Source organism: Jannaschia pohangensis (genome assembly GCF_900113875.1).
GTDB lineage: Bacteria > Pseudomonadota > Alphaproteobacteria > Rhodobacterales > Rhodobacteraceae > Jannaschia > Jannaschia pohangensis.
Window position 1 is genome coordinate 108,245 of the sequence record NZ_FORA01000004.1, and the last position, 15,619, is coordinate 123,863.

The following is a 15,619-nucleotide window of genomic DNA, read 5'->3' on the forward strand; positions in this document are numbered from 1 at the left end:
ACGTCTGGGCGCAACGACCCTCCATCCCGCGGGTTGCTTCGGCATCGCAGGTTTTCACCGGTTTTGCCGTTCCGAAAGAATCCGAGGTTGCCGGGCTGAAGGGTACGAGCGCTGCGGTCGCGAATAGCACGAATGCGGCGATGGTCAGGCGTTCACTGCGGGAATAGCGATGTTCGAACGATTGATCGATAGGATGACGATCAGGCATGGCATGCCCTTTAAGGAAGTGCGGTGTTCCACCGCTGAACGGGACGCGCAGATTTGTCCGCCCCGGAGGACCGGGCTTCGCCCGGCCAGGACCGGGATGACGGAAATGCCCGCTGTCCCGATTGGTATGCCCACACCTTAGGGTTGAGGCGTTAAGGCTTACCTACCGGGTCGGTGATTTTTCACGGATAGGCCCGCATTCGTTCCGAGGATTTGAGGCAAATTCGCCGACTAGGGGCGTCTGATCGGAAGCCGGGTCTTTGCGGCATCGGAGGCATAGGCCAGTTCGGCCAGCTCCATGACGCGCAGGTAATCCTGTGCCTCGTTCTCGAAGGTTCCGGTGCCATTCAGGGCTGCGACGACGTGGCTTTGCAGCGCAAAGACGCAATCGCCCGCGAAATCCGGCCAATCGCGCGGCTCAAGCAAGGTCTCATGCACCCGCGTCCCATGCGCCCGGAACGTCACGCATCCATCACCCGTCAGGCGCATCGCGCCGCCTTCGCCCTCCAGCAGGGCCTCTCCAAAGGTGCGGCGTGCAAGATCGGTGTCGAAATCCAGAAGCCGGTTGCCGTCATAGACGGCCCGCGCGCCGGATGCGTAGTCGAGGATCACATGGCCCGCATCCTCGCCCCGGATGACCGGGTTCAGACGGCGCAGGTCGGCATAGATGCCTGCGGGCTCCCCCAGTAGAAAACGGAACGTGTCGAGGTAATGCACGCCGGTTTCATGGATCAGCAGGCGCGGCATCTGCTGGAAGTACGGCTGGCGGTCCAGATAGGCGCGGGGGCCCTGGCCGTCGCCGGTGCGCATCTGGAAGGTCAGATTCCAGACCTGTCCTATGCGGTCTCCGTCGAGAGCGGTCTTCATCGCGCGGAACCACGGCTGAAACCGGAAATTCTCGTGAATGATGACGGGCACACCGGCGGCGGCGGCCTCGGCCGTGACGGCGCGGGCCTCTTCGATCGAGGTGCAGAAGGGTTTCTGACAGATGATCGCGCGGGGCGCGAAGGGCAGGGCGGTTCGCACGGCCTGCGCGTGGCAAAGCGGCGGCCCCGCGATGTCGAGGATGTCGGGTTCCGCCCCCGCCATCATGGCGTCCAGATCGGCGTAGTCGGCCCCCTTGGCCGGATCGGTGTCGCAGGTCGCGACAAGATTTGCCCCGTCGATCCGTCGCCAGGCGTTGACGTGGAATTGCGCGAAATAGCCCGCGCCAAGCAGCCCGACCCGCAGCGTCACAGGCGCGCCATGACCGCCGCGCCGGCCCCCCTGGTGTCGAGCGGGCCGCCCAGATCGCCGGTCGTCTCGCCAGCGGCTAGGCAGGCATCGACGGCGGCCTGCACCCGGGCGGCATCCGCGATCATCGCGGGCATGTCGTGGCGTCGGCCCAACCAGTCGAGCATCATGCCCGCCGACAGGATCATCGCAAACGGGTTGGCGATGCCCCGCCCGGCGATGTCGGGGGCCGAGCCGTGGCACGGCTGGAACACCGCATGGTCGTCGCCGATGTCGGCACTGGGCGCCATGCCAAGGCCACCCATCAGGCCCGCGCCCAAGTCGGAGAGGATGTCGCCGAACATGTTCTCGGTCACCATCACGTCCCAATCCCAGGGGCGCAGCACGAACCAGAGCGCCATGGCGTCGACATAGGCATGATCGGCGGTCAGGTCGGGATAATTGGCGCCCACACCGTCGAAGATGTCGCGCCAGAAGGCGAAGGCGCGGAAAACGTTCGCCTTGTCCACGCTGGTCACACGGCCCTGCGACCCCGATGCCTTGCGTTCCCGTGCCAGGCGGAAGGCGAAGTCGCAGACCTTGGTCGTGGTGCGCCGCGTAAGGCGCAGCGTCTCCTCGGCCATATCGGCCTCCACGTGGCCCTTGCCCTGGGTATGGAACAGGCCCTCGGTCGATTCGCGGATCAGGACGAAGTCCACCACTTTGCCATCCGGCAGGTTCAGCGGACTGCGCATGCCCGGCACGATCCGGACAGGGCGCACGCCGGCGTAGAGGTCGAGCGCGATGCGGATGTCGATCTGGGGCGTCATTTCCGTGCCGTCGGGATAGCGGACGGCCGGATCACCAAGCGCGCTGAGCAATATGGCGTCCGCCCGGCGTGCGGTGTCCAGAGAAGCCTCGGGCAGATCGGACCCGCAGTCGAGATAGCTGGCCGCCCCCGCCGGGCAGTCGGTGAAGCGGAAATCGTACCCGGACGACAGGCCGCGCAGCAGGTCGAGCGTGGGGGCCATGATCTCGGGCCCGATGCCGTCGCCGTGGAATACCGCAATTTCGAAAGTCTTGGACATTTTGATATTCCTCGCGTCTGTTGATGTTATCTTTAGGAAGCAAAGGGGGAGAGGGGAAGCATGTTTGCTGTCGTCGTCACCATCGAAGTCGCCCCGGGCCGCATGCCCGATTTTCTGCCCGCCATGATGGACAATGCGCGCGCTTCGTTGACCGAGCCGGCGTGCAACCGGTTCGATGTCCTCACCGATCCGTCGCGGCCCGACGAGGTGTTTCTCTATGAGCTTTATGACGATGCCGCCGGGTTTGACGCGCATCGCGAAACCCCGCATTACAAGACCTTCGACAGTATCGTGACGCCGATGATTGCCGGGAAATCGGTCAAGACCTATGCGCAGGTCAGCGGATGAGCGATGTGTGGGAGGTTTTCGCCCTGCGGTATGCGGACCGGAATGCGCGGGTCCGGGGGGACAGTTTCATCTTCGACGACGACCACGCGGCCCCGCATCCGATGGACTATTTCATGTGGCTTCTGCGGCGCGGGGACGAGACGATCCTGGTCGATACCGGATATGACGCTGCCGAAGGCGCACGGCGGGACCGGCCCATCCTGATGGATCCCCGTGCAGCCCTGGAACCGTTCGGCCTGACGCCCGAGGGGATCGACCGGATTATCGTCACGCACCTGCATTACGATCATGCGGGCGGTCTGCATCTGTTTCCCGCGGCAACGCTGCACCTTCAGGCCGCCGAGATGGCCTATGCCACCGGGCCGTGTATGTGCCACGACGTGCTGCGGATGCCGTTCACGGCGGATCATGTCTGTGAAACGGTCAAGCGGCTCTATCAGGGGCGCGTGGTGTTCCATGATGGCGACGGCGAAGTAGCCGAGGGCGTGACCGTGCATTGCATCGGCGGACATTCCGAAGGGTTGCAGGCGGTGCGTGTGCGCACGGCGGCGGGCTGGCTGTGCCTCGCGTCCGATGCCACCCATTTCTACGAGAATTACCTGGCCGGGAAACCGTTTCCGATCGTGGCCGATGTGCCGAAGATGCTGGCGGGGTTCGCGACACTGCGCAGGCTTGCCAGCCGACCGGACCTCATCGTGCCGGGACACGATCCGCTGGTCCGGGCGATCTTCCCAAGCGAAGGGCCCGAATCCTGGCGCCTGTCGCATGGGCCCACGGGGCAATTGCCGCATTTTGGAGCATAGGGGCGGGGACTGGGCAAACTTGCCTGAATCTATCCCGAAATCGCCTCAAATGCATCAATCTGCTGACATCCGCGGCGGTCACTCCGGGGGCATGAGACAGATTGATCCCCTCCACCGCTTCCTTCGTGCCGACTCGGGCGCCGTCACCGTCGATTGGGTCGTGATCACCGCCGCGATCACCGGCCTCGGCATCGGCGTCCTGATGACCGTCAGCAACGGGATCGAGAATTCGTCGAACGACATCACCGCGCAACTGGAATCGGATGAACACATCTTCCGCAGTCACCACTTCGCACGCAGCACCGGTGAAGAAGCCGCCGCAGTCGATCTGACGCATTACGGTTCGAACTGGGCCGACCGGCGAATGAACCAGCTGATGAACGACCTCACCGACCAGCAGTTGCGCAACCAGGAGCGGGCTTGGCGCAACCGTCAGGCGGACGTCAACGATCCGATGCATTCCCGCGCGAACGACCAGATGGCAATGCTCTCGATTGCCATGGAAGCCCGCGGTGTGAGCCCGCACCCCTGATCCAACCATGATTTGATCGCGTTCCAGGCCCCCACCGAGGGGTCTTTGCGCATTTGCGCTGGCATCAAGGCGGCAAGATCGGTAAGAAAACCTTACCAGGTGGTCCGGGAGGGGTCACCTAACAAGTGGGTGTGAACATCCGCTGCCATAGGTTCGACAGGGAGGAACCACATGAAACTCAAAGCAATCGCGCTGGTCACAACGGCCGCGGTGTTCTCGACGGGTGCCCAGGCACAGGAAGTCCTCGAGATGACCTCGGCCTTCGGCAAGAACCTTCCGATCCTCGGAACGGCAGGCACCGACTTCGTCGAGAAGATCAACGGCATCTCCGAAGGCGTCGAGTTCGAGCACTTCGATCCCGGTGAGCTGGTCCCCGTTCTGGAGGCCCTGGACGCGGTCTCGAACGGGTCGGTGGATGCGGCCTATACGACCGCCGGCTACTGGCAGGGCAAGATCACCGCGGCCTCGCTGTTCGCCGCTGTCCCCTTCGGCCCCGAGGCCGGGGAATTCCTGGCGTGGATGCTCTATGATGACGGGGCCGAGCTGTTCCAACGCATGTATGACGAGAACGGCTACAACGTTCACGTGACGCCCTGCGGTATCATCGCTCCCGAGACCTCCGGCTGGTTCAAGAACGAGATCAACTCGCTGGCCGACCTCGAGGGTCTGAACATGCGCTTCTTCGGCCTTGGCGCCGAAGTGATGCAGCGTCTCGGAGTCTCGACCTCGCTTCTGGCGGGCGGCGACATCTTCCCGGCGCTCGAGCGGGGCGCGATCGACGCGACCGAATTCTCCATGCCGCGGATCGATGCGCGTCTGGGTTTCCACCAGATCGCCAAGTACAACTACTTCCCCGGCTGGCACCAGCCCGCCACGATGTTCGAACTCCTGATCAACAAGGATGTCTGGGACGGTCTGGACGAGCGGAGCCAGAAGCAGATCGAAGTCGCCTGCCTGGCCAATATCACCACCAACTATGCCGAGGGCGAGGCCACCAACTTCGAGGCCATGCAGACCAACATCGACGAGAACGGCGTGACCAACAAGATCTGGCCGCCCGAGATGCTGGCCACCTTCGAGTCGACCTGGAACGAGGTTGCCGCCGAGCTGGCCGCCGAGGACCCCTATTTCAAGGAAGTCTGGGACGACCTGCAGGAGTTCCGCGCCGGGTACAAGACCTGGGGCGACACGATCTATCTGCCCCGTCCGCGCGGCAATTGATCTGACCTGAGCGTCACGACACATCGATCCGGGCGGACCTTAATGGCCGCCCGGGTTGGCTCTTGCGACCGTGCGGCTCGCCGCGCCTGGGGGACTTCCGGATGTCACAGCACGTTGACGAGAAAATAATCGCCAGCCCGAACGAAGGGATCCTGGTGGCTATCTCCGATCCCGGAGAGGTGAACCGCAGCGAACACAATCGCGGCGACCGAATCGTCGTCGGGATATCGAATTTCTTCGCCTGGCTTTTTCCCATCCTGATGATGGTGATCGTGGCGCAGGTCCTGCTGCGCAATCTTGGCCGAATCGGGATTGGTCCGGGCAACCAGGCCTGGATGGACGACTTGCAGTGGTGGCTTTACGGGGCTGCCGTGCTGGTCGGTGTCGCCTATGCTGTGACCACGAATTCCCATGTGCGCGTCGACATCTTCTATGACGGATACGAGCCTCGAAAGCAGCGCAAGATCGATATCTTCGGGCTGAGTTGGCTGTTCCTGCCGTTCATCATCCTGTGTTGGGACGTCACGCTGTCCTATGCCTTGCAATCCATCGTCAGCCGGGAAGGGTCGAGCAGTCCGAACGGGCTGCACATGCTCTATCTGCTCAAGACCTTCGTGAACGTCTCGTTCCTGCTGATCGCCTTTGCGACCTGGTCGACCTATGTGCGGATGCTGTCGCAACTGACCAAGCCGGTCCTGTGGCGCAAGATCCTCTATGCGCTGCCGTCGGTCGCCTTCGCGATCAATCTGGCGATCTACTATCTGGGACTTGGCATCGTGCTTCTGATGGCCGAGCCGGGCACCGATGCCCGTCAGGCGGGACGCCACTGGTTCTTTGCCGAGATCGACCTTTTCGCCAACCAGGAAATGAAGATCACGGTTCTCGCCACCCTGATCGCGACCGCCCTATTGCTCGCCGCCGCCTATGTGATGCGCGACCGTGACGGAGATAACGTCTGATGTTCATCCTTGAAGTCATCGGTCGGGTCATGACCCTGAACGAACTCGTCGTGCTGGTCATGTTCCTGAGCTTCATCTGGATGCTCTTCCGCGGTATCCCGGTGGCCTTCGCCCTTGTGGGCGTCTCTCTCATCTATGCGCTGTTTGCCGAGATTTTCCTCGATCCCTATCGGCGCATCTTCGAGGACATCATCGAATTCGACCGGACGGGCATCGACTACACGCGCCTGTCGGTCCTCTCGAACCGATTGTTCGGGAACGTGGTGCAGAACCCCGTTCTCGTGGCGCTTCCGATGTTCATCTACATGGGCCTGATGCTGGACCAGTCCGGCGTGGCACAACGCATGATGCAGTCGATGCAGCGTCTCTTCGGCGGTCTGCGCGGGGGTCTTGCCCTGACGGTCCTGCTGATCGGGATCATCCTCGCCGCATCGACGGGCGTGATCGGGGCCTCCGTCACCTTGCTTGGCGTCATGGCGCTGCCGCAGATGATGAAACAGGGCTATTCCAAGCCGATCTCGACCGGCACCATCGCCGCGGCGGGCACGCTCGGCATCCTTATCCCGCCGTCGATCATGCTGGTCATCATGTCGGATCAGCTGGCCATTTCCCTGGGTGATCTGTTCATGGGGGCCCTGTTCCCGGGTCTGATCCTGGGCGGTCTCTATATCCTGTTCATCGTCATCTACGGCTTCATCAAGCCCGACTCGATGCCCGCGCCGCCGGATGCGGGCAAGGTCGACTGGGACGTGATCAAGGACGTGCTGGTGGCGGTCGTGCCCCCGCTCTTCCTGATCCTGCTGGTGCTCGGGTCGATCTTCGCGGGCTTTGCCACACCGACCGAAGCTTCGGGCCTCGGGGCGTTCGGCGCGACGATCCTGGCGATGCTGAACCGCAAGCTGGACTGGAAGGTCTTCCGGGAGGTGGCGCGGTCCACGCTGAACACGGCGGGCTATATCGTCGGCATCTTCCTTGCGGCCAATTTCTTTGCGCTGGTCCTGCGCCGGTATGGCGGTGACGAGATCGTGGAGCACCATGTCCTCGGCATCTTCGAGAACCCCTACATGATCGTGCTGTTCATCCTGTTCATCGTCTTCCTGCTCGGGTTCCTGCTCGACTGGATCGAGATCACGATCATCATCATGCCGCTCATGCTGCCCATCGTTGCGGCTCTGGAGCTTGCGGTGCCGGGCTTCGACGTGGTGCGCGACCCGCAGGTGGTCTGGTTCGCGATCCTGGTGGCGGTGACACTCCAGACCAGTTTCCTGACGCCACCGGTGGGATTCGCGCTCTTCTACCTCAAGGGGGTCTGCCCGCCGGACATCTCCCTCGGCCACATCTATCGCGGCGTCGTGCCCTTCGTGCTGTTGCAGCTGACGGGTCTGGCGATCGTGTTCCTGTTCCCGGCGCTTGTGACGTGGCTGCCATCGGTGGCCTACGGAAACTGACGACCAAAGGGCGCCCCACAGCGCCCTTTCTTTTTTTCGGGGTCGGGTGACCTGCCGGGGTTCAATCCGGCGGGATGCGGTGCCATCTAACACCAAAGCAGTTCCCGCCCTCAGGAGGCCCCATGTTCCGCACCGCGATTGTCACCTTGTTCGCCGCATTTGCGGCTTTTCCGGCCACCGCCGACATGAAGGCGCTTGGGGATATTCATATCGAAGGCCCGATGCTGCGCGCCACACCGCCAAATGCACCCGTCGCGGGCGGCTTCGTGACAATCGTGAACCACGGGGAAACCGACGACACGCTTGTCTCGGCCAGCATCGAAGGCCCCCTCGCGGAGCGGGTCGAGTTGCACGAAATGACTATGAACGAGGGCGTCATGACCATGTCGGAGGTCGCGGGTGGCATCGCGATCCCGGCGGGCGAGACCGTGATCCTTGCCCCCGGCGGACTTCACCTCATGTTGATGGGCCTGACCGAACCGCTGACCGCAGGGGACACTCACCTTGTCACGCTGACCTTTGCCGAAGCTGGCGACGTGACCATCGGGTTTCCCGTCCTCACACTTGGCGAAATCCGCGCGAAAGCGGCGGAAGATGCCACGATGGACCATTCGGGCGAGGGGCACGGCGACGGCGGTCACATGAAGCATGGGAACTGAATGATGACCACACGCCTTGCCACGATCCTCGCCGGTCTTGTTGTCGCCGCGGTGGCCCTTGGGGCGGGTATCGCGCTGCGCCAGGTCTTTCAGGACCGCACCATCAGCCCGGTCGCCACGGAGCTTGGCGAACCCTTCAACCTTGTCGATCACAACGGCGCGCCGATCACCGAGGCGGCGTTCATCGGTCGCCCGTCGCTTCTGTTCTTCGGCTTCACCCATTGTCCCGAGGTCTGCCCGACCACGGTCTATGACATGGAGACATGGCTGACCGACATGGAGGTGCCCAAGGACGATCTGGGCGTCTTCTTCGTGACCATCGACCCCGAACGGGACACGCCGGACTTCCTCAAGGATTACCTCGAGCCGCAGTCCGACCGCATCCTCGGCATCACTGGTGAGCCGCAGGCCGTGCGCGAGATGGCCAAATCCTGGCGCGTCTATTTCCAGAGGCGCGAATTGGGCGAGGGCGACTACACCATGGATCACTACGCCTCTGTCTTCGTCCTCAACGACGAGGGCGAAGTCGTCGACATCATCCCCTTCCAGGAAGCCCCCGAGATCGCCAAGGCCAAGATCGCCGCCGTTCTGGGTTAAAGCGCTCCGTTCGCACCGACTTACCGAGTGCGGTTGGCGTGGATTGCCTGGCGTGCCAATCCGGCGACCCATGGGGTCGATCCTGACCTTGCCTGCGCCAAGAGGCTAGCGTCACGCGAATCACTGCGCTACACTACCTGCACTTAGACCCGGAAAACCGGGCAGGGCAGTTGATGTTACAGGCGGATCAATGACAGAAATCGCGCATGGCGCGGTCGTCGTCCTACCGGGCGAGGCCATTATCTCACGTTGGTGGCGGACCCTGGACAAGGGCGTGGTCGGCGCCTTGGTCCTGCTCTTCGCGGTTGGCCTGCTGCTCGGCTTCGCGGCCTCGGTTCCGCTTGCCGAACGCAATGGCCTGCCGGCGTTCTACTATGTGTATCGTCAGGCGATCTTCGGGGCGATGGCCTTCGTGGTGATGATCGTCGTGTCGATGATGTCGCCACATATGGTTCGCCGCCTCGGGGTGATCGGATTCTTCTTGGCGGCCATCGCGTTGATGATGCTGCCCATTCTGGGAACCGACTTCGGCAAGGGGGCGACCCGTTGGTATTCGCTCGGCTTTGCATCGTTTCAGCCGTCGGAATTCCTCAAGCCCGTCTTCATCATCATGACGGCCTGGCTCATGGCCTCGGCCGCAGAACCCAACGGGCCGCCGGGAAAGACCATCAGTTTCGTCATCCTGGGCATCGTGGTGGCGTTTCTGGCGCTTCAGCCGGACTTCGGTCAGGCGATGCTGACCATCGTGGCCTGGTCGGCGGTCTATTTCGTTGCGGGCGCGCCCATCGTGCTGTTGACGGCCGTGGTCGCCGCCGTGGGCCTCGTGGGATTGGCCGCCTACAACAACTCGGAACATTTCGCCCGCCGTATCGACGGCTTCCTCAGCCCCGATGTCGATCCGCGCACCCAGATGGGCTATGCCATCGACGCCATCCGCGAAGGCGGCTTCTTCGGCACCGGCGTGAACGAGGGTCGGGTCAAATGGATCCTGCCGGATGCCCATACCGACTTCATCATCGCCGTTGCCGCCGAGGAATACGGGCTCATCATGGTGCTTTTCATCGTCGCGCTCTTTGCCTTCATCACGGCCCGGTGCCTGCTGCGTCTGTGCGTCGAGCGGGATCCGTTCATCCGGCTTGCCGGCACCGGTCTGACCGTGCTGCTGGCCAGTCAGGCGTTCATCAACCTTGGCGTGGCGGTTCGGCTGCTTCCCGCCAAAGGGATGACCTTGCCCTTCGTGAGCTATGGCGGATCGTCGCTGATCGCTATGGGGCTGCTGATGGGGATGCTCCTGTGCTTCACCCGCACCCGCCCGCAGGCCGAGATCGCCGATCACCTGCTCTCCAACGGTTATCGCTGAGGTCACGCCATGTCCGCCCCCCTGATCGTCATCGCCGCCGGCGGCACCGGGGGGCACATGTTCCCGGCGCAATCGCTGGCCGAGGAGATGCTGGCCCGGGGGTGGCGCGTCAAACTGTCGACAGATGACCGGGGTGCACGCTATTCGGGCGGCTTTCCCGACGATGTGGAAGTCGAGGTTCTGCCCTCCGCCACCTTTGCGCGCGGTGGTCTGGGCGCCAAGATCGGCGTGCCGTTCAAACTGGCCGGTGGCGTGATGCGCGCGATGAAGGCGTTCCGAAAGGACCGCCCCGCCGTCGTCGCGGGCTTCGGCGGCTATCCCGCCATTCCTGCCATGGCGGCGGCGGTCATGCTCAAGCTGCCCCGGCTGATCCACGAACAGAACGGCGTCCTGGGCCGCGTCAATCAGGTCTTCGCAACCCGCGTCGACGCCTTCGCCTGCGGGACATGGCCCACGGCCCTGCCGAAGGGGGTCGTGGGGGTGCATACGGGCAACCCCGTGCGCGCCGCCATTCTGGGCCGCGCCGAAAGCCCCTACATCGTGCCCGGCGACTATCCCATGTCGATCCTCGTCATCGGTGGCAGTCAGGGCGCGCGCATTCTGTCTGACATGGTCCCGGAGGCGCTGGCCAATCTTCCCGAAGAGATGGCCCGCCACTTGCGGGTGGCACAGCAGGCCCGCCCCGAAGACCTGGAACGCGTGCGGCGCTACTACGCCACCGCCGGGGTCGACGCCGAGGTGGAGCCCTTCTTCGATGACGTCGCCAATCGCATGGCCGACGCGCAGCTGGTGATCTGCCGGGCCGGGGCCTCGACCATCGCGGACCTGAGCGTGATCGGACGCCCCGCGATCCTGATCCCCTATGCCGTCGCGGCGGGCGACCATCAGACGGCCAATGCACGCGGCCTGACCGAAGCCGGGGCCGCGATCCTGACCCCCGAAAGCAAACTCACCCCGGCCTCTCTGGCCGAACAGATCGAACTTATCCTGTCCAACCCCGGTGGCGCGCTTCAGATGCACCGCGCGGCCCTTGCCGTCGCCGTGCCCGATGCCGCCCAACGATTGGCCGACCTGGCCGAAACCATCGCGAGCGCAAAGACATGAATGCCACCAAACTCCCCACCCAGATGGGCCCCATCCATTTCGTCGGCATCGGCGGCATCGGCATGTCGGGCATCGCCGAAGTGCTGCTGAGCCACGGCTACAACGTGCAGGGGTCGGATGCGAAAACGTCCAAGATCACCGACCGCCTGGCCCGCCTTGGCGCGCGCATTTTCGAAGGTCAGGCCGCCGACAACCTGGAGGGCGCCGAAGTCATCGTGATCTCTTCGGCGATCAAGCCGGGCAACCCCGAACTCGACGCCGCGCGGGCCCAGGGCCTGCCGGTGGTGCGCCGGGCCGAGATGTTGGCCGAACTGATGCGGATGAAATCGAACATCGCCGTCGCGGGCACCCACGGCAAGACCACGACGACGACCATGGTGGCGGCCCTTCTGGATCAGGGCGGCATCGACCCCACGGTCATCAACGGCGGCATCATCCACGCCTATGGCTCCAACGCGCGCATGGGGCAGGGCGAATGGATGGTCGTCGAGGCGGACGAGAGCGACGGCACCTTCAACCGCCTGCCCGCCACCATCGCCATCGTCACCAACATCGACCCCGAGCATATGGAGCATTGGGGCACGATCGAAAACCTGCGCCAGGGCTTCACCGATTTCGTGTCGAACATTCCGTTCTACGGGCTGGCCGTCTGCTGCACCGACCACCCCGAGGTGCGCGCCCTTGTGGGCCGCGTGACCGACCGTCGGGTCTTGACCTTCGGCTTCAACGCCCAGGCTGACGTGCGCGCCATCAACCTGCGCTACGAACGCGGGGTCGCCCATTTCGACATCCAGCTTCAGGCCGAGGACGCGGTGATCGAGGATTGCGCCCTGCCCATGCCGGGCGACCACAACGTGTCGAACGCGCTTTCTGCCGTGGCCGTCGCGCGCGAACTCGGCGTGCCGAAGTCGGTCATCCGCGAGGCGCTCGCGGCCTTTGGGGGCGTCAACCGTCGGTTTACCCGCGTGGGCGAATGGCGCGGCGTGCCGATCATCGACGACTACGGCCACCACCCGGTCGAGATTGCCGCCGTCCTGCGGGCCGCGCGCCAATCCATCGGCGACACGGGCCGCGTCATCGCCATCCACCAGCCGCACCGCTATTCGCGCCTCTCGAGCCTGTTCGACGACTTCTGCGGCTGCTTCAACGACGCCGATGTCGTGGGCATCGCCGATGTCTTCGCCGCCGGGGAAGAGCCGATTGCCGGCGCCGAGCGCGACGACCTGGTCGCGGGCCTGATCCGCACCGGCCACCGCCACGCCCGCGCCGTGACCGGCGAAGACGATCTGGAGCGGCTTGTGCGCGAACAGGCGCGCGAAGGCGACATCGTGGTCTGCCTCGGCGCCGGCACCATCTCGGCCTGGGCCAACGGCCTGCCCGAACGGCTGAACGGCAAGGCCGCCTGATCCTGTGACGGGTCGCGGCATCCCCGGAGCCCGCCCATGGCCGTGATCGCCATGTGCCTCTGGGTTATCGTCGCCTGGGTCCTGATGCTGGTCCTGAGCGCCAAACAGAGCTGGCCCGCGGCCTATGTCCTCATCGCGTTCGGCGTCCCCATCGTGATCTGGCTCGGTCTATCCATGGGCGCGGTCTGGGCCATCGGCGGCGCAGTCACCATGGGTTTGGTCCTCCGCTGGCCCCTGCGGTATTTCCTGCGCTGGCTGAAGGGGTTGGCCGGTCGGTAAGTCTTGCCGCCCGGATTGGCGCGGGGCAGGGTGCGCGCATGGTTGAGATTTCCGAGATTGTGGACCGCGACAGCCTGCAGGCTTGGCTGGAGGCTTTGCCGTCCGAGACGGAGGCGGAGAAGGCCGACTACAGGCGGATCGCGGTGACGATAGCCGTGCGCGCAGCGCTGCGGGTGATGCCGCTCTGGTGGCAAGCGGTTGCGCAGAATTTGCAGCTCCAGCGCAAGGGTTTGACGCCGCTTTTCACTCTGCGCTGTCTTCTGATATCCTCAGTTTCGACGGTGCGACCAACCGGGGATATCAGTTCTGCCGCCTCCTCCGCCTTCGCCGCCGCCGACCCCGTCGGCGGCGCCGCCTTCCTCGTCGCCGGCTTAGTCCCCGCCCACGCGGTTGACGCCGCCGCCGCCGCCGCCCGCTCCGCCGACACCGCCGCAGCCCGCCGCTCCGCCGCCGCCGACACCGCCGCCGCCGCCCGCTCAGCCGCTGCCGCAAGCACCGCCGCCGCCCGCTCCGCCGCCGACGCCATTTGGCCGGTTTTGCGCGCCGACTGCGAAGCCCTCGTAGGCGGAGGAAAGATGGCGTCTCAGCCGCTTTGGCCCGACGAGGGCCCGCTCCGCCAAACCTGGCAAGACGTTCGGAACCATCTTGCCCAATCCGGCCAAACGGGGATCTGGGCCTTTTGGACAGACTGGTACGACTGCATCCTCGACCCCAAGGGGCAGGAGCCCAACTGGGACATGCTCGAAGAAATCGCGCTGATCCCCCCCGACACATGGGATGCAGGCCCCGACGTCGCCCTCCCGGTGATCAACGCGATTTGGGAGCGATACAAGAACCAGCTACCCTTTGATCTCGACACTGAACTTGAGCGACAGCCGAGGGCGACAAAGACGGAAATCCAGAGGGTCCAAACTGCCGTTGTCGAAAACCGACAGTTGATCCCGCCGACAATCGATGCGCTCCAGCAATTCATCGTTTTGGAAATCGAGAGGTGGCAGCAGAATAACTTTCTGAATGCCGAGCAGCCTGATCTCTGCCGAAAACAAATCGCGACATATGTGACGATGAGCGAGGCACTGACGCGGATCAGCGCGCTCGTCCCGGAAGAGGGCGGTCCATCGGATGCGGATGCCGAAGAACTCGTCAGCCTTGGAAAGCTCTATCTGGAAAAGCTCAAGGCGCTTCCAAGGGATAAGGCAGATGAAGTCATCGAAAAGGTCTGGTCCACAGGCGGGAATGTGGTCGATCTCGGCCTCGTCGCCGGTTCCACCGCGCTGCTCTTCCAGATGGGTATCCCGGTGCAACATGGGGTCATCGTTGCTTCGCTCGCGTTCGCGCGGAAGAACGTTGCGCAGATGATTTCTGCCGCAAATGATTACTTGAAGACATCGGCGGGCGGCTCCTGACCCTTGCCCCACCCCCATTCCCCGCCTAACCAACCCCCATGACCTATCCGAACGTCCGTGGCACCCTGACCGAAAACCGACCGCTTGCCGACCTCACCTGGTTGCGGGTCGGCGGGCCTGCGGATGCCTTGTTTCAGCCGGCGGACATGGACGACTTGCAGACGTTCCTGCGCGATCTCGACGCCAGGGTCGCGGTCTTCCCGATGGGGGTCGGGTCCAACCTGATCGTGCGGGACGGGGGGCTGCGGGCGGTGGTGATCCGTCTGGGCCGGGGCTTCAACGGGATCGAGATCGAGGGCGATCTGGTGCACGCGGGGGCCGCCGCCTTGGATGCCCATGTGGCGCGGCGTGCGGCGCAGGCGGGGCTTGACCTGACGTTCCTGCGCACCATTCCGGGGTCCATCGGAGGCGCCGTGCGGATGAACGCGGGGTGCTATGGCAGCTATACCGCCGACCATCTGGTCGAGGTTCAGGCGGTGACGCGCAGCGGGGAGGCGGTGACAATTCCGGCGGCCGATCTGAAGCTGGCCTACAGGTCCTCGGATCTGCCCCAAGGCCACGTCCTGACCCGCGCCACCTTTCGCGCGGGCAGGGGCGATCCCGCCGACCTCGAAGAGCGCATGGCCGCGCAGCTGGCCAAACGCGATGAGACGCAGCCCACCAAGGACCGCAGCGCGGGCAGCACCTTCCGCAACCCCGCCGGTTTCTCCTCGACCGGCAAGGCGGACGACGTGCACGACCTGAAGGCCTGGAAGGTCATCGACGATGCGGGGATGCGGGGGGCGACGCTTGGCGGGGCGATAATGTCCCCGAAACACTCGAATTTCCTTGTCAATGCCGGGGGCGCCACGGCGGCCGATCTGGAAGGATTGGGCGAGGCCGTGCGGAAAAAGGTTTTCGACGCGAGTGGTTTGACGCTAGAATGGGAAATCATGCGGGTCGGTGACCCGGCGTGACCCGGAACGGCCCGTCAGAGGCCCGGGCATAAAA

At 64.2% G+C, this 15,619-nt stretch carries 16 protein-coding genes; 14 read left to right on the forward strand and 2 right to left on the reverse strand.

The window, feature by feature from the left end; genetic code table 11:
- Positions 1–438: 438 nt before the first annotated feature.
- Together BM002_RS14310 and BM002_RS14315 are read right to left on the reverse strand one after the other, a co-directional pair.
- Complete coding sequence (locus tag BM002_RS14310; protein WP_092782575.1) at positions 439–1,443, reverse strand: Gfo/Idh/MocA family protein; 1,005 nt, start codon at positions 1,441–1,443, stop codon at positions 439–441.
- On the reverse strand, positions 1,440–2,507 hold the full coding sequence (locus tag BM002_RS14315) for an isocitrate/isopropylmalate dehydrogenase family protein (protein WP_092782578.1): 1,068 nt from the start codon (positions 2,505–2,507) through the stop codon (positions 1,440–1,442). Before BM002_RS14315 ends, BM002_RS14310 begins: the two co-directional genes overlap by 4 nt.
- A gap of 60 nt (positions 2,508–2,567) precedes the next feature.
- Here BM002_RS14315 and BM002_RS14320 point away from each other — a divergent pair, with 60 nt between their 5' ends.
- The 14 genes from BM002_RS14320 to murB all read left to right on the forward strand — a co-directional run bounded on the left by BM002_RS14320 (position 2,568) and on the right by murB (position 15,585).
- Positions 2,568–2,855, forward strand: a complete 288-nt coding sequence (locus BM002_RS14320; RefSeq protein WP_092782581.1) for a putative quinol monooxygenase — start codon at positions 2,568–2,570, stop codon at positions 2,853–2,855.
- The gene (locus BM002_RS14325; protein WP_092782584.1) at positions 2,852–3,658 is read left to right on the forward strand and encodes an N-acyl homoserine lactonase family protein; all 807 of its coding nucleotides are present in this window, start codon (positions 2,852–2,854) and stop codon (positions 3,656–3,658) included. The genes BM002_RS14320 and BM002_RS14325 overlap by 4 nt, the downstream gene beginning before the upstream one ends.
- Positions 3,659–3,749: 91 nt before the next feature.
- A complete protein-coding gene (locus BM002_RS19555) occupies positions 3,750–4,190 on the forward strand; it encodes a Flp family type IVb pilin (RefSeq protein ID WP_092782587.1) in 441 nt (146 codons plus the stop codon).
- A 171-nt stretch (positions 4,191–4,361) separates the two neighbouring features.
- Complete coding sequence (locus BM002_RS14335) at positions 4,362–5,411, forward strand: TRAP transporter substrate-binding protein (RefSeq protein WP_092782590.1); 1,050 nt, start codon at positions 4,362–4,364, stop codon at positions 5,409–5,411.
- A 101-nt stretch (positions 5,412–5,512) separates the two neighbouring features.
- Positions 5,513–6,370: a TRAP transporter small permease subunit gene (locus BM002_RS14340; protein WP_245749272.1), complete on the forward strand. Its 858-nt coding sequence runs from the start codon at positions 5,513–5,515 to the stop codon at positions 6,368–6,370.
- Positions 6,370–7,818: a TRAP transporter large permease gene (locus BM002_RS14345; RefSeq protein WP_175484911.1), complete on the forward strand. Its 1,449-nt coding sequence runs from the start codon at positions 6,370–6,372 to the stop codon at positions 7,816–7,818. The genes BM002_RS14340 and BM002_RS14345 overlap by 1 nt, the downstream gene beginning before the upstream one ends.
- Before the next feature lie 122 nt (positions 7,819–7,940).
- Positions 7,941–8,477 carry a copper chaperone PCu(A)C gene (locus tag BM002_RS14350; RefSeq protein ID WP_175484912.1) on the forward strand — a complete coding sequence of 179 codons (537 nt, stop codon included), beginning with the start codon at positions 7,941–7,943 and terminating at the stop codon, positions 8,475–8,477.
- A 3-nt stretch (positions 8,478–8,480) separates the two neighbouring features.
- On the forward strand, positions 8,481–9,074 hold the full coding sequence (locus BM002_RS14355; protein ID WP_175484913.1) for an SCO family protein: 594 nt from the start codon (positions 8,481–8,483) through the stop codon (positions 9,072–9,074).
- A 190-nt stretch (positions 9,075–9,264) separates the two neighbouring features.
- Complete coding sequence (locus BM002_RS14360; protein ID WP_092782599.1) at positions 9,265–10,434, forward strand: FtsW/RodA/SpoVE family cell cycle protein; 1,170 nt, start codon at positions 9,265–9,267, stop codon at positions 10,432–10,434.
- Between the two features lie 9 nt (positions 10,435–10,443).
- On the forward strand, positions 10,444–11,538 hold the full coding sequence (murG, locus tag BM002_RS14365; RefSeq protein WP_092782602.1) for an undecaprenyldiphospho-muramoylpentapeptide beta-N-acetylglucosaminyltransferase: 1,095 nt from the start codon (positions 10,444–10,446) through the stop codon (positions 11,536–11,538).
- Positions 11,535–12,944 (forward strand): UDP-N-acetylmuramate--L-alanine ligase, encoded by a 1,410-nt coding sequence (gene murC, locus BM002_RS14370; protein WP_092782605.1) that lies wholly within the window; start codon positions 11,535–11,537, stop codon positions 12,942–12,944. The genes murG and murC overlap by 4 nt, the downstream gene beginning before the upstream one ends.
- A 36-nt stretch (positions 12,945–12,980) precedes the next feature.
- Positions 12,981–13,223: a DUF2484 family protein gene (locus tag BM002_RS14375; protein WP_092782608.1), complete on the forward strand. Its 243-nt coding sequence runs from the start codon at positions 12,981–12,983 to the stop codon at positions 13,221–13,223.
- Between the two features lie 38 nt (positions 13,224–13,261).
- A complete protein-coding gene (locus tag BM002_RS19660; RefSeq protein ID WP_175484914.1) occupies positions 13,262–14,629 on the forward strand; it encodes a hypothetical protein in 1,368 nt (455 codons plus the stop codon).
- A gap of 38 nt (positions 14,630–14,667) precedes the next feature.
- A complete protein-coding gene (gene murB, locus BM002_RS14385) occupies positions 14,668–15,585 on the forward strand; it encodes a UDP-N-acetylmuramate dehydrogenase (RefSeq protein WP_092782614.1) in 918 nt (305 codons plus the stop codon).
- Positions 15,586–15,619 lie beyond the last annotated feature (34 nt).

What these genes read in the sequence shown, in the direction of transcription:
- BM002_RS14315 (WP_092782578.1), bottom strand. Translation starts at nt 2,507, where the DNA reads ATGTCCAAGACTTTCGAAATTGCGGTATTCCACGGCGACGGCATCGGG.
- BM002_RS14320 (WP_092782581.1), top strand. Translation starts at nt 2,568, where the DNA reads ATGTTTGCTGTCGTCGTCACCATCGAAGTCGCCCCGGGCCGCATGCCC.
- BM002_RS14325 (WP_092782584.1), top strand. Translation starts at nt 2,852, where the DNA reads ATGAGCGATGTGTGGGAGGTTTTCGCCCTGCGGTATGCGGACCGGAAT.
- BM002_RS19555 (WP_092782587.1), top strand. Translation starts at nt 3,750, where the DNA reads ATGAGACAGATTGATCCCCTCCACCGCTTCCTTCGTGCCGACTCGGGC.
- BM002_RS14335 (WP_092782590.1), top strand. Translation starts at nt 4,362, where the DNA reads ATGAAACTCAAAGCAATCGCGCTGGTCACAACGGCCGCGGTGTTCTCG.
- BM002_RS14340 (WP_245749272.1), top strand. Translation starts at nt 5,513, where the DNA reads ATGTCACAGCACGTTGACGAGAAAATAATCGCCAGCCCGAACGAAGGG.
- BM002_RS14345 (WP_175484911.1), top strand. Translation starts at nt 6,370, where the DNA reads ATGTTCATCCTTGAAGTCATCGGTCGGGTCATGACCCTGAACGAACTC.
- BM002_RS14350 (WP_175484912.1), top strand. Translation starts at nt 7,941, where the DNA reads ATGTTCCGCACCGCGATTGTCACCTTGTTCGCCGCATTTGCGGCTTTT.
- BM002_RS14355 (WP_175484913.1), top strand. Translation starts at nt 8,481, where the DNA reads ATGACCACACGCCTTGCCACGATCCTCGCCGGTCTTGTTGTCGCCGCG.
- BM002_RS14360 (WP_092782599.1), top strand. Translation starts at nt 9,265, where the DNA reads ATGACAGAAATCGCGCATGGCGCGGTCGTCGTCCTACCGGGCGAGGCC.
- murG (WP_092782602.1), top strand. Translation starts at nt 10,444, where the DNA reads ATGTCCGCCCCCCTGATCGTCATCGCCGCCGGCGGCACCGGGGGGCAC.
- murC (WP_092782605.1), top strand. Translation starts at nt 11,535, where the DNA reads ATGAATGCCACCAAACTCCCCACCCAGATGGGCCCCATCCATTTCGTC.
- BM002_RS14375 (WP_092782608.1), top strand. Translation starts at nt 12,981, where the DNA reads ATGGCCGTGATCGCCATGTGCCTCTGGGTTATCGTCGCCTGGGTCCTG.
- BM002_RS19660 (WP_175484914.1), top strand. Translation starts at nt 13,262, where the DNA reads ATGGTTGAGATTTCCGAGATTGTGGACCGCGACAGCCTGCAGGCTTGG.
- murB (WP_092782614.1), top strand. Translation starts at nt 14,668, where the DNA reads ATGACCTATCCGAACGTCCGTGGCACCCTGACCGAAAACCGACCGCTT.